The 16993-nt window shown below is 59.0% G+C and carries 14 protein-coding genes and 1 pseudogene; 9 read left to right on the forward strand and 6 right to left on the reverse strand.

All coding sequences use genetic code 11. The features are described from left to right. Positions 1–2: 2 nt before the first annotated feature. Entirely contained in the window at positions 3–824 is an 822-nt protein-coding gene (locus BLR16_RS08705; RefSeq protein WP_161437890.1) for a phosphate/phosphite/phosphonate ABC transporter substrate-binding protein, read from the reverse strand. Positions 825–1019: 195 nt separating this feature from the next. On the opposite strand from BLR16_RS08705, the pseudogene BLR16_RS08710 reads away from it, so the two are divergent. Beyond that, positions 1020–1462, forward strand: a pseudogene (locus BLR16_RS08710) (serine hydrolase); the annotation flags it as partial. A gap of 48 nt (positions 1463–1510) precedes the next feature. Here the strand turns inward: BLR16_RS08710 and BLR16_RS08715 are convergent. Next, a complete protein-coding gene (locus BLR16_RS08715; RefSeq protein ID WP_058397052.1) occupies positions 1511–2641 on the reverse strand; it encodes an ROK family transcriptional regulator in 1131 nt (376 codons plus the stop codon). A gap of 165 nt (positions 2642–2806) precedes the next feature. Between BLR16_RS08715 and BLR16_RS08720 the strand changes: the two genes are divergently transcribed. From BLR16_RS08720 to BLR16_RS08750, 7 genes are read left to right on the forward strand one after another with little or no spacing between them, the layout of a single operon-like run. Beyond that, the gene (locus BLR16_RS08720; RefSeq protein ID WP_058397051.1) at positions 2807–4123 is read left to right on the forward strand and encodes an extracellular solute-binding protein; all 1317 of its coding nucleotides are present in this window, start codon (positions 2807–2809) and stop codon (positions 4121–4123) included. Beyond that, a complete protein-coding gene (locus tag BLR16_RS08725; protein WP_074805331.1) occupies positions 4120–5013 on the forward strand; it encodes a carbohydrate ABC transporter permease in 894 nt (297 codons plus the stop codon). The genes BLR16_RS08720 and BLR16_RS08725 overlap by 4 nt, the downstream gene beginning before the upstream one ends. Then, positions 5010–5903 carry an ABC transporter permease subunit gene (locus BLR16_RS08730; RefSeq protein WP_058397049.1) on the forward strand — a complete coding sequence of 298 codons (894 nt, stop codon included), beginning with the start codon at positions 5010–5012 and terminating at the stop codon, positions 5901–5903. The genes BLR16_RS08725 and BLR16_RS08730 overlap by 4 nt, the downstream gene beginning before the upstream one ends. After that, the gene (locus BLR16_RS08735; protein WP_074805334.1) at positions 5900–7006 is read left to right on the forward strand and encodes an ABC transporter ATP-binding protein; all 1107 of its coding nucleotides are present in this window, start codon (positions 5900–5902) and stop codon (positions 7004–7006) included. The genes BLR16_RS08730 and BLR16_RS08735 overlap by 4 nt, the downstream gene beginning before the upstream one ends. Positions 7007–7012: 6 nt before the next feature. Continuing rightward, the gene (locus BLR16_RS08740) at positions 7013–7774 is read left to right on the forward strand and encodes a glycerophosphoryl diester phosphodiesterase (protein WP_003368990.1); all 762 of its coding nucleotides are present in this window, start codon (positions 7013–7015) and stop codon (positions 7772–7774) included. Continuing rightward, a complete protein-coding gene (locus BLR16_RS08745) occupies positions 7771–8514 on the forward strand; it encodes an inositol monophosphatase family protein (protein WP_003431801.1) in 744 nt (247 codons plus the stop codon). Before BLR16_RS08740 ends, BLR16_RS08745 begins: the two co-directional genes overlap by 4 nt. Then, positions 8514–9626, forward strand: a complete 1113-nt coding sequence (locus tag BLR16_RS08750) for an endo-1,4-beta-xylanase (protein WP_074805337.1) — start codon at positions 8514–8516, stop codon at positions 9624–9626. Before BLR16_RS08745 ends, BLR16_RS08750 begins: the two co-directional genes overlap by 1 nt. A 129-nt stretch (positions 9627–9755) precedes the next feature. Here the strand turns inward: BLR16_RS08750 and BLR16_RS08755 are convergent, their stop codons facing one another. Beyond that, entirely contained in the window at positions 9756–10319 is a 564-nt protein-coding gene (locus BLR16_RS08755; protein WP_002555458.1) for a single-stranded DNA-binding protein, read from the reverse strand. Positions 10320–10328: 9 nt separating this feature from the next. Beyond that, the gene (locus BLR16_RS08760; RefSeq protein WP_074805340.1) at positions 10329–11723 is read right to left on the reverse strand and encodes an MFS transporter; all 1395 of its coding nucleotides are present in this window, start codon (positions 11721–11723) and stop codon (positions 10329–10331) included. A 129-nt stretch (positions 11724–11852) separates the two neighbouring features. Between BLR16_RS08760 and uvrA the strand changes: the two genes are divergently transcribed. Further along, positions 11853–14687 carry an excinuclease ABC subunit UvrA gene (gene uvrA, locus BLR16_RS08765; RefSeq protein ID WP_003431812.1) on the forward strand — a complete coding sequence of 945 codons (2835 nt, stop codon included), beginning with the start codon at positions 11853–11855 and terminating at the stop codon, positions 14685–14687. A gap of 95 nt (positions 14688–14782) precedes the next feature. Here uvrA and bfr read toward each other — a convergent pair whose 3' ends face one another. Together bfr and BLR16_RS08775 are read right to left on the reverse strand one after the other, a co-directional pair. After that, positions 14783–15247: a bacterioferritin gene (bfr, locus tag BLR16_RS08770; RefSeq protein WP_003317095.1), complete on the reverse strand. Its 465-nt coding sequence runs from the start codon at positions 15245–15247 to the stop codon at positions 14783–14785. Positions 15248–15401: 154 nt separating this feature from the next. Further along, a complete protein-coding gene (locus BLR16_RS08775) occupies positions 15402–16847 on the reverse strand; it encodes a catalase (RefSeq protein ID WP_074805343.1) in 1446 nt (481 codons plus the stop codon). Positions 16848–16993: the final 146 nt, after the last annotated feature.

Raw genomic sequence — 16993 nt, forward strand, 5'->3', positions numbered from 1 at the left:
ATTTACTTAAGGTTTGCTGGCAAACTGTTATAAAAATCACGATAGGACGCATAATCCGCTTCCGTCGCAGGAATGAAGGTAATCGGTGCGGGTGCATGGACCAGCTCGGTCGCCTCACGAAGAACCCTGCTACCGTCGGGATCGTTTTGCATATTAAAAAATGCGTTGGCGACCGCATCACGTTCTTTTTTAGAAACCCGAGGGGATGCCATGAGGGCCAAATCATTGAACGAGGCTGAACTCCACAGTACGCGGAACGACTTCCCTTCTCTCTCCGTGTAGCCGCTTACCAGCTGTGAATTGGCTCCCATCGCTTGAGCCTTACCACTGAGGAGTTGGCTGAAAGCACCGTCCATGTTCCCTGCAAACACAGTAGACGTGTTGATCCCTTTCTTGACCAATTCCGAGCTTGTGACTTTATAAGCAATGAACGCTTCCGGTCCCGGGTACACGACTTCCTTGCCCTCCAGCTCCGAAAGGCTATGAATTGGCGAGTCGTCAGGCACCACGATTTGCCCCTCAAGCGCAGGCGCGTCACGGCGACCAAACACCTTCCAGCCCATCTTGTCGCGTTCCGGGCTAAACAGATGATTGGTAAAAGCGAAATCAACTTCTTGGGCGAGCACATAACTCGTTGTATCAGAGGACGTTCGCCCTAACTTCAGCGTGAGATTCACGCCGCTTTTTTCGGACACATACTTTATGATTGGATTCCAAAAGCTGGCTGAAAGATTAAGATTGTACTGATTGACGGGCGAAAAGTTGTACACTTTAAGCTCTTCAGAAATCGCCACATTCGACAAGGCAAACGACAGGGCGATCATTATAGCTTTGCAGCTCAGGCGTAACTTCACGTGTCAACTCCGACTGTACAATAACGGCTTATTCAACGATGATTAGAGCCAACTTAATTTCAGCAATATCGTATAATCGGCCGAGCTTCTTGAATCTTAAGCACCGATTGCATGAATAAATGTTAATGGCCAGCCAACACACCTGCCTGCCCCCGCCGCAGAGAGCTCATTGAACGACTGACCGATCTGACGTTTGATGATGCAGTGATTCCACGTGCTCTTGCCCCTTTGGGTATCTCGAACGTTCGCTTTGCTAAAGCGCAAGCCGACTTACAAACGATCCCTCTGGGAAGTACCTCGAATGATGACCCCGCCTGGGTTTACCACGGCTTGTTGATCGGTCCGATTTCGCAAGCAGCGTTATTTCTGGATCGACTTCTCTGCGCAGAAATCCTGTGCGCAGGCTTGCTTGAGGAAATGCAGACCGCACGAACATTATGCGGCCCGATTCCAGAACGCCCATGGATCACGCCGTTCTATGGCATCGGCTTGCTGCGCTGCTTTTGATGCGGACGCCACTGAAGGTGCCGTTGAAGCCATCGTCGTTGAGCAACTGATGCAAGCTCTAAGACAGAAGGGCTGAGGGCGTCAAAATGCTTTTGGCGTAGATGTCATCATGCGTTGAATGCCCGCTTCGACTCGATACTGACGACAGATCAAACAAAAAACCGCTCTTTCAACGGCACCAACGCCGCCCCCAGAGCCGCCGCATCGCCATTCGTCTCGCTCAGCAATAACTGCGGCCGAGGCGGTGGGGAGTTGTAGCGATGGGTGCCCCAGAAAGTCGTCGCGGCGATCAGGCGTTTTCCCAATTCGGGCGGTAATTGCCCGCCAAACACCACGGCCTGCGGATCGAACAACCCGGCCAGTGCGTTGACCAGACGATCCAGGGTGGGCTTGACGCGTGTCAGCCAGGTATCCACACCGGGCCAGTCGAGGTCGAAGCGCAAGCGCAGGTCTTCGATCGAGTCGACCTGCACGCCGCTCTGATGCAGGTCTTCGAGCAGGTAACGCAAAGCCGGACGGTTTATCGATTCTTCGTCGTTGTAGAGGGTGATCTCGCCTGCGTTGCCGTGGCTGCCGAAGTACGGCTTGCCGTTAATCACGACGCCCGCGCCGAAGCCGAAGTTGAACGACAGGTAGACGAAGTTGCTGGCCCAGGCGCCCACGCCGACCAGGCTTTCGCCGATGGCTGCGGTGGTGGCGTTGTTTTCCAGCCAGACCGGCATGCCGAATCGTTCTTCCAGCACCGGTTGCAGGTCCATCAATGACCAGTCGCGCAGCGGTTCAGGCGCATTGATCTGGCGGTTCTCGAGAAAAAAGCCGGCAATCGCGAAGCCCATGCCGACGACCCGTTGCACTTCGATGCCGTTGCGCTGAAGCATGCGTTCGATGGTCTTTTCCAGCGAATCCAGGGTGCTGTTGCGGCTTAACGGCGGCGTGCGTAGGGTGACCTGTTCCAGCACATTGCAGCCCAAATCGGCGACGCAGACCACTGCCGAGTCGGTGTTGATCGATACGCCGATGGCATACACCGCTTCGTTGATCAGTTCGATCCGCGGGCTGGGTTGGCCGCGACCGTTTTTGACGCGCTCACCGCTGCGCAGCAGACCACGGCTGATCAGTTCTTCGATAAGCCGGTGCACCGACTGTTGAGCCAGGTCCATCTCGGTCGAAACCGTGGCACGGGTGATCGCGCCTCGACGACGAAGGATGTCCAGCAGCTTGCGTTCATTGAGGCTCAACGGTTGATGCGAATCAAGTGGCGTGTCGAGGTCGAGAGGCATGGAATCTTCAAATCATAGGGGGATTAAAACAGTCGGCGCGTGAAGCAGTGTATCGCTCACCATCCATTGCACACTTCAATCATGAAAATTTAATAAAAGTCGCGCAGGTCACAAATACTACACACAACCTGTATTAAATGGCATTGAGTTCTTGTGAGTGTTCTCATGCCTTCCATCCGTAAGCTATTTTCCACGCTAGCCCTGCTGTCGCTCGCTGCACACACCTTCGCCGCACCGGCCGAGTTCTGGTACAGCCACAGTGGCGCGGCCGGGAGTGCCATCGCGGACTTGTGCAGAAGCTTCAATGCGCAACGCGAGGAAGAAGATCGTCTGCACTGCATTCGCCAGGGCAGCTATGAGCAGACGCTGCAGAAAACCGTCGCCGCTTACCGGGCGGGCATAGGCCCGGCACTGGTGGAGATTTACGACGTCGCCACGCCTGACATGCTCTTGGGCGGTGCCACCCGACCTGTCGAGGCGATCATGGCCGATCATCACAGGGCCTATCCCGACGACACCTTTCTGCCAGCCTTGCGGCGCTATTACGCCGACGATCACGGCACGCTCGCGGCGCAGCCTTTTGCGGCGTCCACAGCCGTGCTCTACACGCACAGAAATGCGCTGGCCGCTGCCGGGATCAATGCGCCACCCGCCACGTGGGAAGCTTTTGCGGATGCCTTGCGAGCCCTTAAGAAAAGCGGCCAGAAATGCCCGGTCGTCAGCGCGTTTGCGCCCTGGATCTGGCTGGAGCAGACCAGCGCAGCGCAAGGCACCGCCGTTGCTGTTCGCTCCGCAGGCAGTGACCGTTATCAATTCGACGAAGGCTCCCATCTGCGTCTCATGAAAGACCTCGCGCAATGGGCCCGTGAAGGTCTGGTGGTCCATGAGGATGCAACCCGCAGCGGACAGCAGGCACTGGCGTTTGCCACCGACGACTGCGCCATGCTGATCGACTCCACCGGGGCGTGGAATGTTGTGCACAGCACGCCCGAATCCGATATTCAGGTCACGGCACTGCCGATTTACGCGGGTACCCAGCGACGCGCCAATGTCCCCGGAGGCTCCTCGCTGTGGGTGATGCGCGGGCATTCCGTGAGGGATTACCGACTGGTCTCGGAATTTCTGGCATTCGTGCTGCAACCGGACAATCAGTTGATGTTCAGCGCACGGACGGGCTACCTGCCTGTCACTCAGGCTGCCGCCGCACGCTTGCAATCCGCAGCCAGCGAGCCATCGGCAATGACGGTCGGACTGGCAGCGCTGACCGATATCGACGGTCAGCCCTCCGCGCCTTTGCGCTGCGGTTTTATCACGCTGATGCGCCTGATCTGGTCGCAGGAAATGGAGAACGCGCTCGCGGGTCGCCAGAGCATCGATCTGGCCCTGCGCCAGACGACGCTGCGGGCCAACCAGCTGCTGGGGCTGTTTCAACAGATGCATCAGGCCCAGGCCAGCAACGACTCAAACGAGGCAACGCCATGAAACCGCGTGCGCATTTCCCACAGCCACGTCTGGCGTTACTGTTCGCCCTGCCGCAACTGCTGGCGCTCGGCCTGTTCTTCTATTGGCCTGCGATCCAGGCCATCTGGTGGTCGTTTCATCTGGTGCCACCCTTCGGCGGCAATGAAATCTTTGTTGGTCTGAGCAATTACTGGCGTGTGCTGAAAGACCCCGGCGTGCTGGCGTCGCTGGGCTCGACGCTGGTGTTCAGCTTATCGAGCGTCGTGCTTTCGATCCTCATCGCGCTGGTGCTTGCCCTGTGCCTGGAACTGAAACTGCGCGGCAACGCCGTGTTTCGCAACCTGCTGATCTGGCCCTACGCGGTATCGGGCGCAACCATCGGTATCGTCTTTCATGTGCTGGCCAATCCGGTGATGGGTATTTTCGCCTGGCTCAACGCGATTGCACTCGGCACCTGGGCGCCCTACTCCAGCCCGATACAGAGCATGCTGTTGCTGATCGTGGCGTATGCCTGGTGCCTGGTGCCGTTCAACTTCGTGATGCTGGTCGCCAGCCTGAAATCGGTGCCCGACGACTACCTCGCCGCGGCAGCACTGGATGGCGCAGGTCCATTGCGGCGCATGCTCGACATACAACTGCCCCTGATCGCGCCCTATCTGTTGTTCGTGTTTGTCATCGACCTGCTGGAAAGCCTGTCGAACAGTTTCGGCCTGGTCGACACCCTCACCCAAAGCGGACCTGGCGACACCACCAATGTGCTGGCCTACAAGATTTACACCGACGGGTTCATGGGGCTGGACCTGGCAGGCTCATCGACCCTGTCAGTGCTCATGCTGCTCGCGGTGGTGGCGCTGAGCGTCGCTCAATTCAAACTCCTGTCGCGCTTCCAGCGCCGCGGGGTGAAAGCATGATCGAGCATAACCGGCTGTTCAACGCAGGTGCTTACCTGCTGCTGACCCTGGGGCTGGTGTTCGCGCTGGGCCCGCTGTACATGGCGGTCTGCTCGGCGACCGTCAGCAATCCACAGCTGTTCGACCACGGTCTGGCGGTGATTCCCGGCGACCAACTGCTGGAGAATCTGCAGCAGGTCACCCGGCGTCTCGATCTGCTGCGCCTGCTGGGCAACAGCCTGCTGGTCGCCACACTGGTGGTGATCGGCAAGCTGACGCTCTCGGCGCTGACAGCCTTTGCCGTGGTGTACTTCCGCAGCCGCTACAGTTCGGTGATTTTCTTCGCCGTGCTGGGGGCGCTATTGCTGCCGCTGGAAGTACGGATCATCCCCACGTATGCAGTGGCCAGCGATCTGTTCGGCCCCGTGCGCAGCCTGTTGCACTGGCTGGGCATTCAGTGGCTGCCGCTGCCGACCATCAATTTGCTCGACAGCTACCCCGGCCTCGCCCTGCCGCTGATTGCCTCGGCGACCGGCACCTTCCTGTTCCGACAGTTCTACCAGACGCTGCCTGCTGAGCTGGTCGAAGCCGCACGGATGGACGGTACCGGGCCCTGGCGGTTCTTCATCGACATCCTGCTGCCATTGTCGAAGACCAACTTTGCAGCGCTCGGCACGCTGGTGTTCATCGGCGCCTGGAAGGATTACCTGTGGCCGCTGGTCGCAACCAATCGCGAGGACATGCGCACGCTGGTGCTGGGCGTCGCCAGTTTCCTGCCGACCGATGCAACTCAGGTCCCCGAGTGGAACCTGCTGATGGCCGCTGCTGTGGTCAGCATGCTGCCGCCCATCCTCGTCATTGCGCTCATGCAGCGATGGTTTGTCAAAGGCCTGATTGGAGTCGGTAAATGAACGCGCTCACCCCTATGACCTGCGCGCCGGATATTGTCCTCAAAGGCCTGCACAAAACCTATGGCACAGACCCCATCCTTCAAGGGCTCGACCTGGTTTTCAAGGCGGGCGAGCTCAATGTGATCCTTGGCCCGTCCGGGTGTGGCAAGTCCACGCTGCTGCGCATGGTGGCAGGGCTGGAAGAGGTCAGCCAAGGGCAGATTCTCATGGGCGGCCGCGACGTTACGCGCCTGCCTCCCAAGGAACGCGGCTGCGCCATGGTGTTTCAGAACTACGCGCTCTACCCGCACATGAGCGTGGCCGACAACATCGGCTACGCGCTCAAGCTGGCGCGGGTTACACGCAAGGAACGCGAGCAGCGCATCCGCGAGTGCGCCGCCTCACTGGGCCTGGAGGAACTGCTGCAACGCAAGCCTGGAGAACTTTCCGGCGGCCAGCGCCAGCGCGTCGCCATCGGTCGGGCGTTGATCCGCAAACCGCCGGTGCTGCTGTTCGATGAGCCGCTGTGCAATCTGGACAGCGCGCTGCGTCATGAAATGCGTCTGTTGATTCGCAGCCTGCACCGGCACACCGGCGCGACGATCCTGTATGTCACCCACGATCAGACCGAAGCCATGACCCTCGCCGAGCGCGTGGTGATTCTCGACAAGGGCCGTGTCGAGCAGATCGGCACGCCCGCCGAGATTTACGATCAACCCGCCAGCACATTCGTTGCCAGCTTCATCGGTACGCCGCCCATGAACCTGCTGCCGGTGCATTGCCTCGACGACAGGATTTTGCTCCTCGCCGATGGGCAGCGTTTGCCCATCAAGCTCGGTATTGCCAGCAACCGGACCGGCAAATGGCTGATGGGCCTGCGCCCCGAGACCTTCATGCTCGACCAGGAAGGCGTCACTGCCACAGTCGAGTCATCGGAGAATCTGGGTAGCCACACGCTGCTGTATTGCCAACTGGCTGGAACGCGCTGCGTTGTCAGCCTCGCCGGACGGCAACATCAGATACCCGGCACCCAGGTTCGACTCGCGATCAATTCCACGCCCTTGCTGTTCGATATCGAGACCGGCCAGCGCCAGCTCGTGACCTTCTCCCACACCACCAAGTGACCCGCCATGCTCAAACCTGCTCCCCTCGTCCGCTCGTCCCTGATTGCCCATCGCGGTGCCAAGGCTTACGTGCCGGAAAACACTCTGCTGGCCCTGGAAAAAGCTGCCGAATGCGGCGCCGAGTGGGTCGAGATCGACGTGAAGCTGACCCGTGATGGCCAGCCGGTCGTGATTCATGACGACTTGCTGGACCGCACCACCAACGGCCGTGGCGCCGTCGTGCTGCATGAGCTGCAAGCTATCCGCATGCTGGACGCGGGCAGTTGGTTCGCGCCTGAATTCGCCGGCCTGCAGGTGCCGACCTTCGAAGAGATCGTGGCCTGTGCGCTGCGCCTCAACCTGGGCTTGCAGGTCGAACTCAAGCCGACCATTGGCGACGATGTCGAGACGGCGGAAGTGGTGATGCCGATCCTCAAAAATCTGTGGCCCGCCGACAACGATCGGTTGTTCGTCTCCAGCTTTTCGGTGCGCTCACTAACGGCCGCGCGACGCTTGTGGAACGATGTACCGCTGGCTATCGCCTCCGTGGTGGCGCCTGCCGACCCGGTCGCGCTGTTGGCCGAATATGACTGCCGAATACTTCACGTACTTGACGATATGCTCGATGACCATCACCTTGTTCGCCTGAAAAGCAGCGGCGTCGAATTCGCCGTGGCTACCATCAACAGCCCGAAACGTGCGCACTACCTGCTGGAACATGGCGCACAGTCGATTCTCAGTGATTACCCGGACCTGTTGAACCTGCCGAACGGAGGCTGTCTGCAATGAACAACCGACTCAGCGTCGCCATGCAAGCTGTAGAAAAGGCCACTGGCCTGGCCATGGCGTATTTTAACGACCGCCACACCCTCGACATCACCACCAAAAGCGCGCAAGACCTCGTCTCCCGCGCCGACTTTGAAGTGGAACAACTGCTGCGAGCAGAACTGAGCAAACACTTCCCCGACGATACAATCCTGGGCGAAGAAATGGGCGGCGAATTCATCACCGACGGCTGGGTCATCGACCCCATTGACGGCACCGGCAACTACCTGCGCGGCACACCATTGTGGGGGATCGCGGTGGCGTACATGTCGGCAGGCGAGCCCGAAATCGGCGTCGTCGCCTACCCGGCACTGGGCTACACCCTGGCAGCCCGCACGGGTGATGGCTTGCTGCGCAACGGCGTCCCTTTTGTCCGCCCTCAACCACCCGAGCACCTGCGCATCGCCGGCGTCGGTGAAAACACCCGCTGGGACGCCGAAGAGATGGGCAAACTGCACCTGAGCCTGCGCCGACAGGGCTGGGGCCTTGCTGGTTATCGCTGCGCCACCATCGGCCTGGCGTTCGCTGCCTTGGGGCAGACAGACGGCTACATGGAGAAATTCACCAGCCTGTGGGACATCGCAGCGGGCGCCGTTATCTGCCGGGAGGCCGGATTGTTGTGCACGATTGAAGGCGAACAGAAACAAGGCTCAATGACGGTGATGGTAGGCCGTGAGGAGTTGATGGAGATTTTTGGTGCGTAATGCGCCGGGCTAGTCGACGCAGTGTTCTGACTGCGTTTGTCCGCCTGCTGGCATGCCTGCCCTTCGTCAACAGCAGGCTGCTGGCGGCAGAACCCTTTCCCGCATTGCGCCAGCCTGCCGCCGAGAAAGGTATCCGGTTCGGCTTTGCGGTTGATCCGGCAAAGCTGAATGACGATGCGGCCTATCGGCAGCTGGTCGCCCGTCAGGCCAGCATCGTTGTGCCAGAAAATGCTTTGAAGTGGCAGACCGTCCACCCCGAACCAGACCGTTACAACTTCGCGCCCGCCGACGCAATCGCGGCGTTTGCGAAAGCGCATGACCAGCGTATGCGCGGGCACACCTTCTGCTGGCATCGCTCCTTACCCGACTGGGTTCACCACACCGTCACCCCGATGAACGCCGAAGCAGTGCTGACGGCGCACATCAGTACCGTCGCCAGCCATTATCGCGGCCTCATCAGCGTATGGGACGTCGTCAACGAAGCCATCCAGCTGGAGGACGGCCAGCCTGACGGGCTGCGCAATTCATTCTGGTATCAGATGCTCGGGCCTCGCTATCTGGACATAGCCTTCAAGGCTGCGCACAAGGCTGACCCGGACGCCCTGCTCTGCTACAACGATTACGGCCTGGAAAAGGATACCCATTACGGCGAAAGCAAACGCACTGCCGTGCTCGCCCTGCTGCGCGGGCTCAAGCAGCGGGGCATTCCCATACACGGCCTTGGCATTCAGTCCCACCTGCGTACAGGCGACACATTTGGTCCGGGCCTGTCTCGCTTTATTCTGGCAGTGCGTGATATGGGGTTGTCGATCCACATCACGGAACTCGACGTCGACGACAGCCACTTGACGGGGTCCATCGCAGATCGTGATGGATCAGTTGCAGCGACTTATAAGCGTTATCTCGACGTGGTGCTTGCCACGCGCTCGGTATCTACCGTTATTACGTGGGGTGTTTGGGACAGCCCGCATGTTGCAGGCGCCACGGCCAGCAACGGGCCGTTGGCACAACGGGCATTGGCGTTTGGCCCACGAGGTGAGGTGAAGCCAGCGAGCTGGGTGATCGCGCATGGTTTCGAAAACGCACAAACACAGAAGGGTGCGCGGTTTTAGGCGCATAGCAGCCTTCATGGCAGCAGTATCGCCAGAGCGGTTCAGCGCTTTCTGACGCCTGAAAACGACGAAGCCCCCGATAAAAGGGGGCTCCGGCTCTGGACCTGAACAGCAGGTTCCGGCTACATCCTAAAACGGAATATCATCATCGAAGCTGTCGAAGTCAGCAGCTGGCTGCGGCGCTTGTTGTTGTGGCGCTGGGCGCGAGTCGCGTTGTGGCGGCTGCTGGTTGTAGTTCTGCTGAGGTGCGGACTGCTGCGGCGCCGATTGTTGTGGGCGCGACTGCTGTGGACGAGGTGCGGACTGGTTGTAGTTGCCGCCGCCCTGACCTTGTTGGGAGTCGCCCTGAGGACGGCCGCCCAGCAGTTGCATGGTGCCCTGCATGTCGACGACGATTTCAGTGGTGTAGCGCTTGATGCCGTCTTTTTCCCACTCGCGGGTCTGCAGCTTGCCTTCGATGTACACCTGCGAACCCTTGCGCAGGTATTCGCCAGCGATTTCGGCGACTTTGCCGAACATCGATACACGGTGCCATTCGGTCTTTTCGACTTTCTGACCGGACTGCTTGTCAGTCCACTGTTCGCTGGTTGCCAGACTCAGGTTGGTCACGGCGTTACCGTTAGGCAAGTAGCGAACTTCGGGATCCTGGCCGCATGTACCGACCAATATGACTTTGTTAACCCCACGGGCCATAACGTTCTCCTAGGCTTCGCACGCTTCTGACGCTGGATTGACCAGCTTTTCGAGAGAGGTACGATCCAATAATTTTGTGTCGAGTTTTATGTAGATGGCTGCCTCTTCCGCAACCACCACTGCATCTGTCACGCCTGCTACGGACATCAAGCGCTCTGCCAGGCCTGCTTCACGCTGCGCCTGCGGCGACAACGGCAGACGTAGGCTGGTCACGTAAGGCGGTTCTCGCATGGTCACTGCGAAGGCGAGCCAGACGGCGGCCATGGCTGCACCACCCAGGAACACCACATCGAGCCCACCGTGCTGGAACAACCAGCCGCCCAGTATCCCACCTGCGGCCGATCCAAGAAACTGGCTGGTGGAATAAACTCCCATTGCCGTGCCTTTTCCGCCGGCCGGTGAAACCTTGCTGATCAGCGACGGCAACGACGCTTCCAACAGGTTGAACGCGGTGAAGAATACCACTGTCCCGATGACCAGTGCCCGCAACGTGTCCCCATATGCCCAGAAGAATAGCTCAGCCAGCATCAAAACTGTGACGGCGCCCAGCAGAACGCGCTTCATTTGACGTTTCTTCTCGCCATAGATGATGAACGGGATCATCGCGAAGAAGGAAACCAGCAAAGCGGTCAGGTACACCCACCAGTGTTGTTCCTTGGGCAAACCGGCTTTTTCGACCAGCGCCAGCGGCAAGGCCACGAAGCTGGACATGAGCATCGCATGCAACACGAAGATACCCAAATCCAGGCGCAGCAGGTCCGGATGACGCAACGTCGCCCCCAGCGCCTGTTTGGCGACGCCGGACTCGCGGTGCATTAATGGCCCGCTGGCCTTGGGCACCACGTAGGCGACGATGAGAACACCTATCAAGGCCATGCCGCCAGTGGCCAGGAACAATCCGGAAAGACCGAACATGCCGGTGATGACCGGGCCGACGACCATGGCGATGGCGAACGACAGACCGATGGTCATGCCGATCATGGCCATGGCCTTGGTGCGGTGCTGTTCGCGGGTCAGGTCGGAGAGCAGCGCCATGACCGCCGCGGAAATAGCGCCCGCCCCCTGCAGGATACGTCCGGCAATGATTCCCCAGATCGAATCCGCGTTCGCCGCCACCACGCTGCCGATCGCAAAGATGATCAGGCCGAAATAAATCACCGGTCGCCGTCCAATACGGTCGGAAATGACCCCGAACGGTATCTGCAACACAGCCTGGGTCAGACCGTAGGCGCCAATTGCCAGACCGATCAGTGCAGGGCTCGCGCCTGCCAGGTCCATGCCGTAGGTTGCCAGAACCGGCAAAACCATGAACATGCCAAGCATGCGGAACGCGAACACCAGGGCCAGACCGCCTGCTGCGCGGGTCTCGCCGCTACTCATACGCTCGCTGTGGGTATCGTGCATGGAATAACCTCGTGTGAACCGGCGGCGATTCTACCAGTCCCATCGTTGTACAGCACATACGCGACGCTTTGCCGCGTAATGGCTCGGAGCCTTATACTCCGTCGTTTATGCCCGCCAAGCGAGGCCGCAGTGGACAAGATCCTGATACGTGGGGCACGAACCCACAACCTGAAAAATATTGACCTGACACTTCCCCGCGACAAACTGATCGTTATCACCGGGCTCTCCGGCTCAGGCAAGTCTTCGCTGGCTTTCGATACGCTGTACGCCGAAGGGCAACGCCGCTATGTCGAATCGCTGTCGGCCTATGCCCGCCAGTTTCTGTCGATGATGGAAAAACCGGACGTCGACACGATCGAAGGTCTGTCGCCGGCGATTTCCATCGAGCAGAAGTCTACATCGCACAATCCGCGCTCGACCGTGGGTACGATCACCGAAATCTACGACTACCTGCGTCTTTTGTATGCGCGCGTCGGCCAGCCTCGCTGCCCCGACCACGATATCCCGCTCGAAGCCCAGACGGTCAGCCAGATGGTCGACCTGGTGCTGACCCAGCCGGAAGGCAGCAAATTGATGCTGCTTGCGCCGGTTATCCGCGAGCGCAAGGGTGAGCATCTTTCGGTTTTTGAAGAGCTGCGCGCGCAGGGCTTTGTCCGGGCGCGAGTCAACGGCAAGCTGTGCGAGCTGGATGAGCTGCCGAAGCTGGACAAGCAAAAGAAGCACTCGATCGACGTGGTCGTTGACCGTTTCAAGGTCCGCGCCGACCTGCAGCAGCGTCTGGCCGAGTCCTTTGAAACAGCCCTGAAGCTGGCCGACGGTATCGCCCTGGTTGCGCCAATGGACGACGAGCCGGGCGAGGAAGTGATCTTCTCCGCCCGCTTCGCCTGCCCTATCTGTGGCCATGCGATCAGCGAACTGGAACCGAAGCTGTTCTCTTTCAACAACCCGGCTGGCGCCTGCCCGACCTGTGACGGCCTGGGCGTGAAACAGTTCTTCGATATCAAGCGGCTGGTGAATGCCGAACTGACGCTTGCCGAAGGCGCGATACGAGGCTGGGACAGGCGTAACGTCTATTACTTCCAGATGCTCGGCTCGCTCTCCAAACACTATGGCTTCAGCCTGGAAATGCCCTTCAAGCAGATCCCGGCCGACATGCAGAAGATTCTGCTCAACGGCAGCGGCTCGCAGAGTGTCGATTTCCGCTACCTGAATGACCGTGGCGATATCGTCAAGCGTGCGCACCCGTTCGAAGGCATCGTGCCGAATCTGGAACGTCGCTATCGGGAAACCGAATCGGCCACAGTCCGCGAAGAGCTCGCCAAATTTCTGGGCACGCAGCCCTGCCCTGACTGCCGAGGCACTCGTCTGCGTCGTGAAGCGCGCCACGTGTGGGTGGGTGAAAAGACTCTGCCTGCAGTCACCAATCTGCCGATTGGCGACGCTACGCATTACTTCGAAACCCTCAAGCTGACCGGACGGCGTGGCGAGATCGCCGACAAGATTCTCAAGGAAATTCGTGAGCGTCTGCAGTTTCTGGTCAACGTGGGCCTGGACTATCTGACCCTGGATCGTAGCGCGGACACCCTGTCCGGCGGCGAAGCACAGCGTATTCGTCTGGCCAGCCAGATCGGTGCGGGCCTTGTCGGGGTGATGTACATCCTCGATGAGCCGTCTATCGGTCTGCACCAGCGCGACAACGATCGTTTGCTGGGCACGCTCAAGCACCTGCGCGACATCGGTAATACGGTGATTGTGGTCGAGCACGATGAAGATGCGATTCGCCTGGCCGACTACGTGGTCGACATCGGCCCGGGGGCCGGCGTGCATGGTGGTCATATCGTTGCCGAAGGTACGCCGGACGAAGTGATGTCGCATCCCGACTCGCTGACCGGCAAATACCTGTCGGGCCGCGTGAAGATTGCCGTTCCTGCCAAGCGCACCCCGCGTAACAAAAAGCTCTCGCTAACCCTCAAGGGCGCGCGTGGCAACAACCTGCAAAACGTCAATCTCGAAATCCCTATCGGTTTGTTGACCTGCGTGACGGGGGTTTCCGGATCGGGCAAGTCGACGCTGATCAACAACACGCTATTCCCGCTTAGTGCTACAGCACTGAACGGCGCCACCACGCTGGAAGCGGCTACGCACGACAGCATCAATGGTCTGCAGCATCTGGACAAGGTGGTGGACATCGACCAGAGCCCTATCGGTCGTACGCCGCGTTCCAACCCGGCGACCTACACCGGGCTGTTCACGCCGATTCGCGAACTGTTCGCCGGGGTTCCGGAATCACGCTCGCGGGGCTACGGTCCGGGGCGGTTCTCGTTCAACGTCAAGGGCGGCCGCTGCGAGGCGTGCCAGGGCGACGGACTGATCAAGGTCGAGATGCACTTTTTGCCGGACATCTACGTGCCCTGCGATGTGTGCAAGAGCAAGCGTTACAACCGTGAAACGCTTGAGATCAAGTACAAGGGCAAGAACGTCCATGAAGTGCTGGAGATGACCATTGAGGAAGCGCGTGAGTTCTTCGATGCCGTTCCTGCACTGGCGCGCAAGCTGCAAACCCTGATGGATGTCGGACTTTCCTATATCAAGCTGGGGCAATCGGCGACGACCTTGTCAGGCGGTGAGGCGCAACGGGTCAAGCTGTCACGTGAGCTGTCCAAGCGCGACACCGGCAAGACGCTGTACATCCTCGACGAGCCGACCACAGGCCTGCACTTCGCGGATATTCAGCAGTTGCTGGATGTATTGCATCGCTTGCGCGACCACGGCAATACCGTGGTGGTGATCGAACACAACCTGGACGTGATCAAGACGGCCGACTGGCTGGTGGATCTGGGTCCGGAAGGCGGTTCGAGAGGTGGGCAGATCATTGCAACGGGCACACCTGAACAGGTCGCCGAGATGGAACAGTCCTACACTGGTCACTACCTGAAACCTCTGTTGATCAGAGACAAGGCCTGACGCTAGTGATGAAAAACGGGGTCGGCGTCAGTCGAACCCGGATACAAAAAAGCTCCTGTCACGCAAGTGCAGGAGCTTTTTCATGAGCGGCTGAATCAGAACTGCGATTGCAGGTAGTTCTGCAGGCCGATGGACTTGATCAGCCCCATCTGCTGTTCGAGCCAGTAGGTATGGTCTTCTTCCGTATCAGCCAACTGTACGCGCAGGATTTCGCGGGTCACGTAGTCGCTGTGCAGCTCACAGAGCTCGATACCCTTGCACAGGGCAGCACGTACCTTGTATTCGAGACGCAGATCGCTGGCGAGCATCTCAGGCACTGTGGTGCCGACGTCGAGGTCGTCAGGGCGCATGCGCGGCGTGCCTTCGAGCATGAGGATACGACGCATCAGCGCATCAGCGTGTTGCGCCTCTTCTTCCATCTCATGATTGATACGCTCGTAGAGCTTCGAAAAGCCCCAGTCTTCGTACATACGTGAGTGAACGAAATATTGGTCACGAGCTGCCAGTTCGCCCGTGAGCAACGTGTTGAGATAATCGATTACTTCCGGGTGGCCTTGCATCGCACCAGACTCCTGCTTCAAAGGCGCTAGTTTGAACCAAGCGTCGCGCGAGGTCACTTAGAAAAACGCAATAAACCGACGAAAAGTGGCGAAATTACGCCGTTAAGAAGCGAAAAACCGCCCAAATGAGGGCGGTTCTGTTTCTCACTTCGACTCAGCCCAGTTTTATGCTCAATGCGTTTGCGATGCCTTCTCCGTAAGCAGGGTCGGCTTTGTGGAAATGCTGCAACTGACGCTGAACCACGTCACTGGAAACGCCTGCCATTGCCCCGGCAATGTTGCCGATCAACAGCGCTTTCTGATCAGCGCTCATCAGGTTGAACAACTTGCCTGCCTGACTGTAGTAATCACCGTCTACCCGGTGCTCATGACGATCTGCGGCACCGCTCAGAGACAGCGCAGGCTCTGCGTAGCGCGGATCTTCTTTCGGCGCATCCGAATAGCTGTTCGGTTCATAGTTTGGCGCCGCACCACCATTGGTGCCGAAGGCCATCGCCCCGTCACGTTGATAGCTGTGTACAGGACTCTTGGGGGCATTGATCGGCAACTGCTGGTGATTGGTACCCACGCGGTAGCGATGCGCATCGGCGTAGGCAAATACGCGCCCTTGCAGCATACGGTCTGGCGAAAGGCCAACGCCTGGCACCATGTTGCTCGGGCCGAACGCGGCCTGCTCGACTTCGGCAAAGTAGTTGAGAGGGTTACGGTTCAACTCCAGCTCGCCGACCTCGATCAGCGGGTATTCTTTCTGCGACCAGGTCTTGGTCACGTCGAACGGGTTCTCATGATGATTCGCAGCCTGAGCCTCGGTCATCAACTGAATGCACACCTGCCACTTGGGGAAGTCGCCCTTCTCGATGGCAGTGAACAGATCGCGCTGAGCGTAATCGGGATCAGTACCGGCAATCCGCGCAGCGTCTGCGGGCGCCAGGTTCTTGATCCCTTGGCGGGTCTTGTAATGCCACTTCACCCAATGACGCTCGCCTGCAGCACTGATGAGGCTATAGGTGTGGCTGCCGAAGCCGTGCATGTGACGGTAGCCGTCCGGAATGCCACGATCAGAGAACAGAATGGTGACTTGGTGCAGCGCCTCAGGCGAGTGCGACCAGAAATCCCACATCATCTGAGGACTTTTCAGATTGGTCTGCGGCAGGCGCTTCTGAGTGTGAATGAAGTCAGGGAATTTCAGAGGGTCACGGATAAAGAACACCGGCGTGTTGTTGCCCACGATGTCCCAGTTACCTTCCTCGGTGTAAAACTTGATCGCAAAGCCGCGCGGGTCACGCTCGGTGTCAGCCGAACCACGCTCTCCGCCTACGGTGGAGAAGCGCAGGAAAATCGGTGTCTGCTTGCCCACCGTGTCGAACAGCCTGGCGCTGGTGTACTGGCTGATGTCGCGGGTCACGGTAAACGTGCCATGAGCACCCGATCCCTTGGCATGCACGCGACGCTCCGGAATGTTCTCACGGTTGAAGTGGGCAAGCTTTTCGATCAGATGGAAATCATCAAGCAGTAGAGGACCACGTGGGCCTGCCGAACGGGAGTTCTGATTGTCTGCGACTGGGGCACCGCTGGCGGTCGTAAGGGTCTTCTGGCTCATCTACATCTTCCTCTGGTGTGTATAGCCGGCTGATCGGCTTGGGAGGAAGTATTGCCGAAAGCTATTGAAGCGTCGAATTCATTAAATCATGACTATCGATAGCAATTCTTAATTCCGGAAAACAAAAAACCGGGCACTAGGCCCGG

Source organism: Pseudomonas sp. BS3767 (assembly GCF_900099665.1).
In the GTDB taxonomy this organism is placed as follows: domain Bacteria; phylum Pseudomonadota; class Gammaproteobacteria; order Pseudomonadales; family Pseudomonadaceae; genus Aquipseudomonas; species Aquipseudomonas cerasi.

Coding starts and splice junctions, on each gene's coding strand:
- BLR16_RS08705 (WP_161437890.1), bottom strand. CDS start 824: ATGATCGCCCTGTCGTTTGCCTTGTCGAATGTGGCGATTTCTGAAGAG.
- BLR16_RS08715 (WP_058397052.1), bottom strand. CDS start 2,641: ATGCCTCTCGACCTCGACACGCCACTTGATTCGCATCAACCGTTGAGC.
- BLR16_RS08720 (WP_058397051.1), top strand. CDS start 2,807: ATGCCTTCCATCCGTAAGCTATTTTCCACGCTAGCCCTGCTGTCGCTC.
- BLR16_RS08725 (WP_074805331.1), top strand. CDS start 4,120: ATGAAACCGCGTGCGCATTTCCCACAGCCACGTCTGGCGTTACTGTTC.
- BLR16_RS08730 (WP_058397049.1), top strand. CDS start 5,010: ATGATCGAGCATAACCGGCTGTTCAACGCAGGTGCTTACCTGCTGCTG.
- BLR16_RS08735 (WP_074805334.1), top strand. CDS start 5,900: ATGAACGCGCTCACCCCTATGACCTGCGCGCCGGATATTGTCCTCAAA.
- BLR16_RS08740 (WP_003368990.1), top strand. CDS start 7,013: ATGCTCAAACCTGCTCCCCTCGTCCGCTCGTCCCTGATTGCCCATCGC.
- BLR16_RS08745 (WP_003431801.1), top strand. CDS start 7,771: ATGAACAACCGACTCAGCGTCGCCATGCAAGCTGTAGAAAAGGCCACT.
- BLR16_RS08750 (WP_074805337.1), top strand. CDS start 8,514: ATGCGCCGGGCTAGTCGACGCAGTGTTCTGACTGCGTTTGTCCGCCTG.
- BLR16_RS08755 (WP_002555458.1), bottom strand. CDS start 10,319: ATGGCCCGTGGGGTTAACAAAGTCATATTGGTCGGTACATGCGGCCAG.
- BLR16_RS08760 (WP_074805340.1), bottom strand. CDS start 11,723: ATGCACGATACCCACAGCGAGCGTATGAGTAGCGGCGAGACCCGCGCA.
- bfr (WP_003317095.1), bottom strand. CDS start 15,247: ATGCAAGGCCACCCGGAAGTAATCGATTATCTCAACACGTTGCTCACG.
- BLR16_RS08775 (WP_074805343.1), bottom strand. CDS start 16,847: ATGAGCCAGAAGACCCTTACGACCGCCAGCGGTGCCCCAGTCGCAGAC.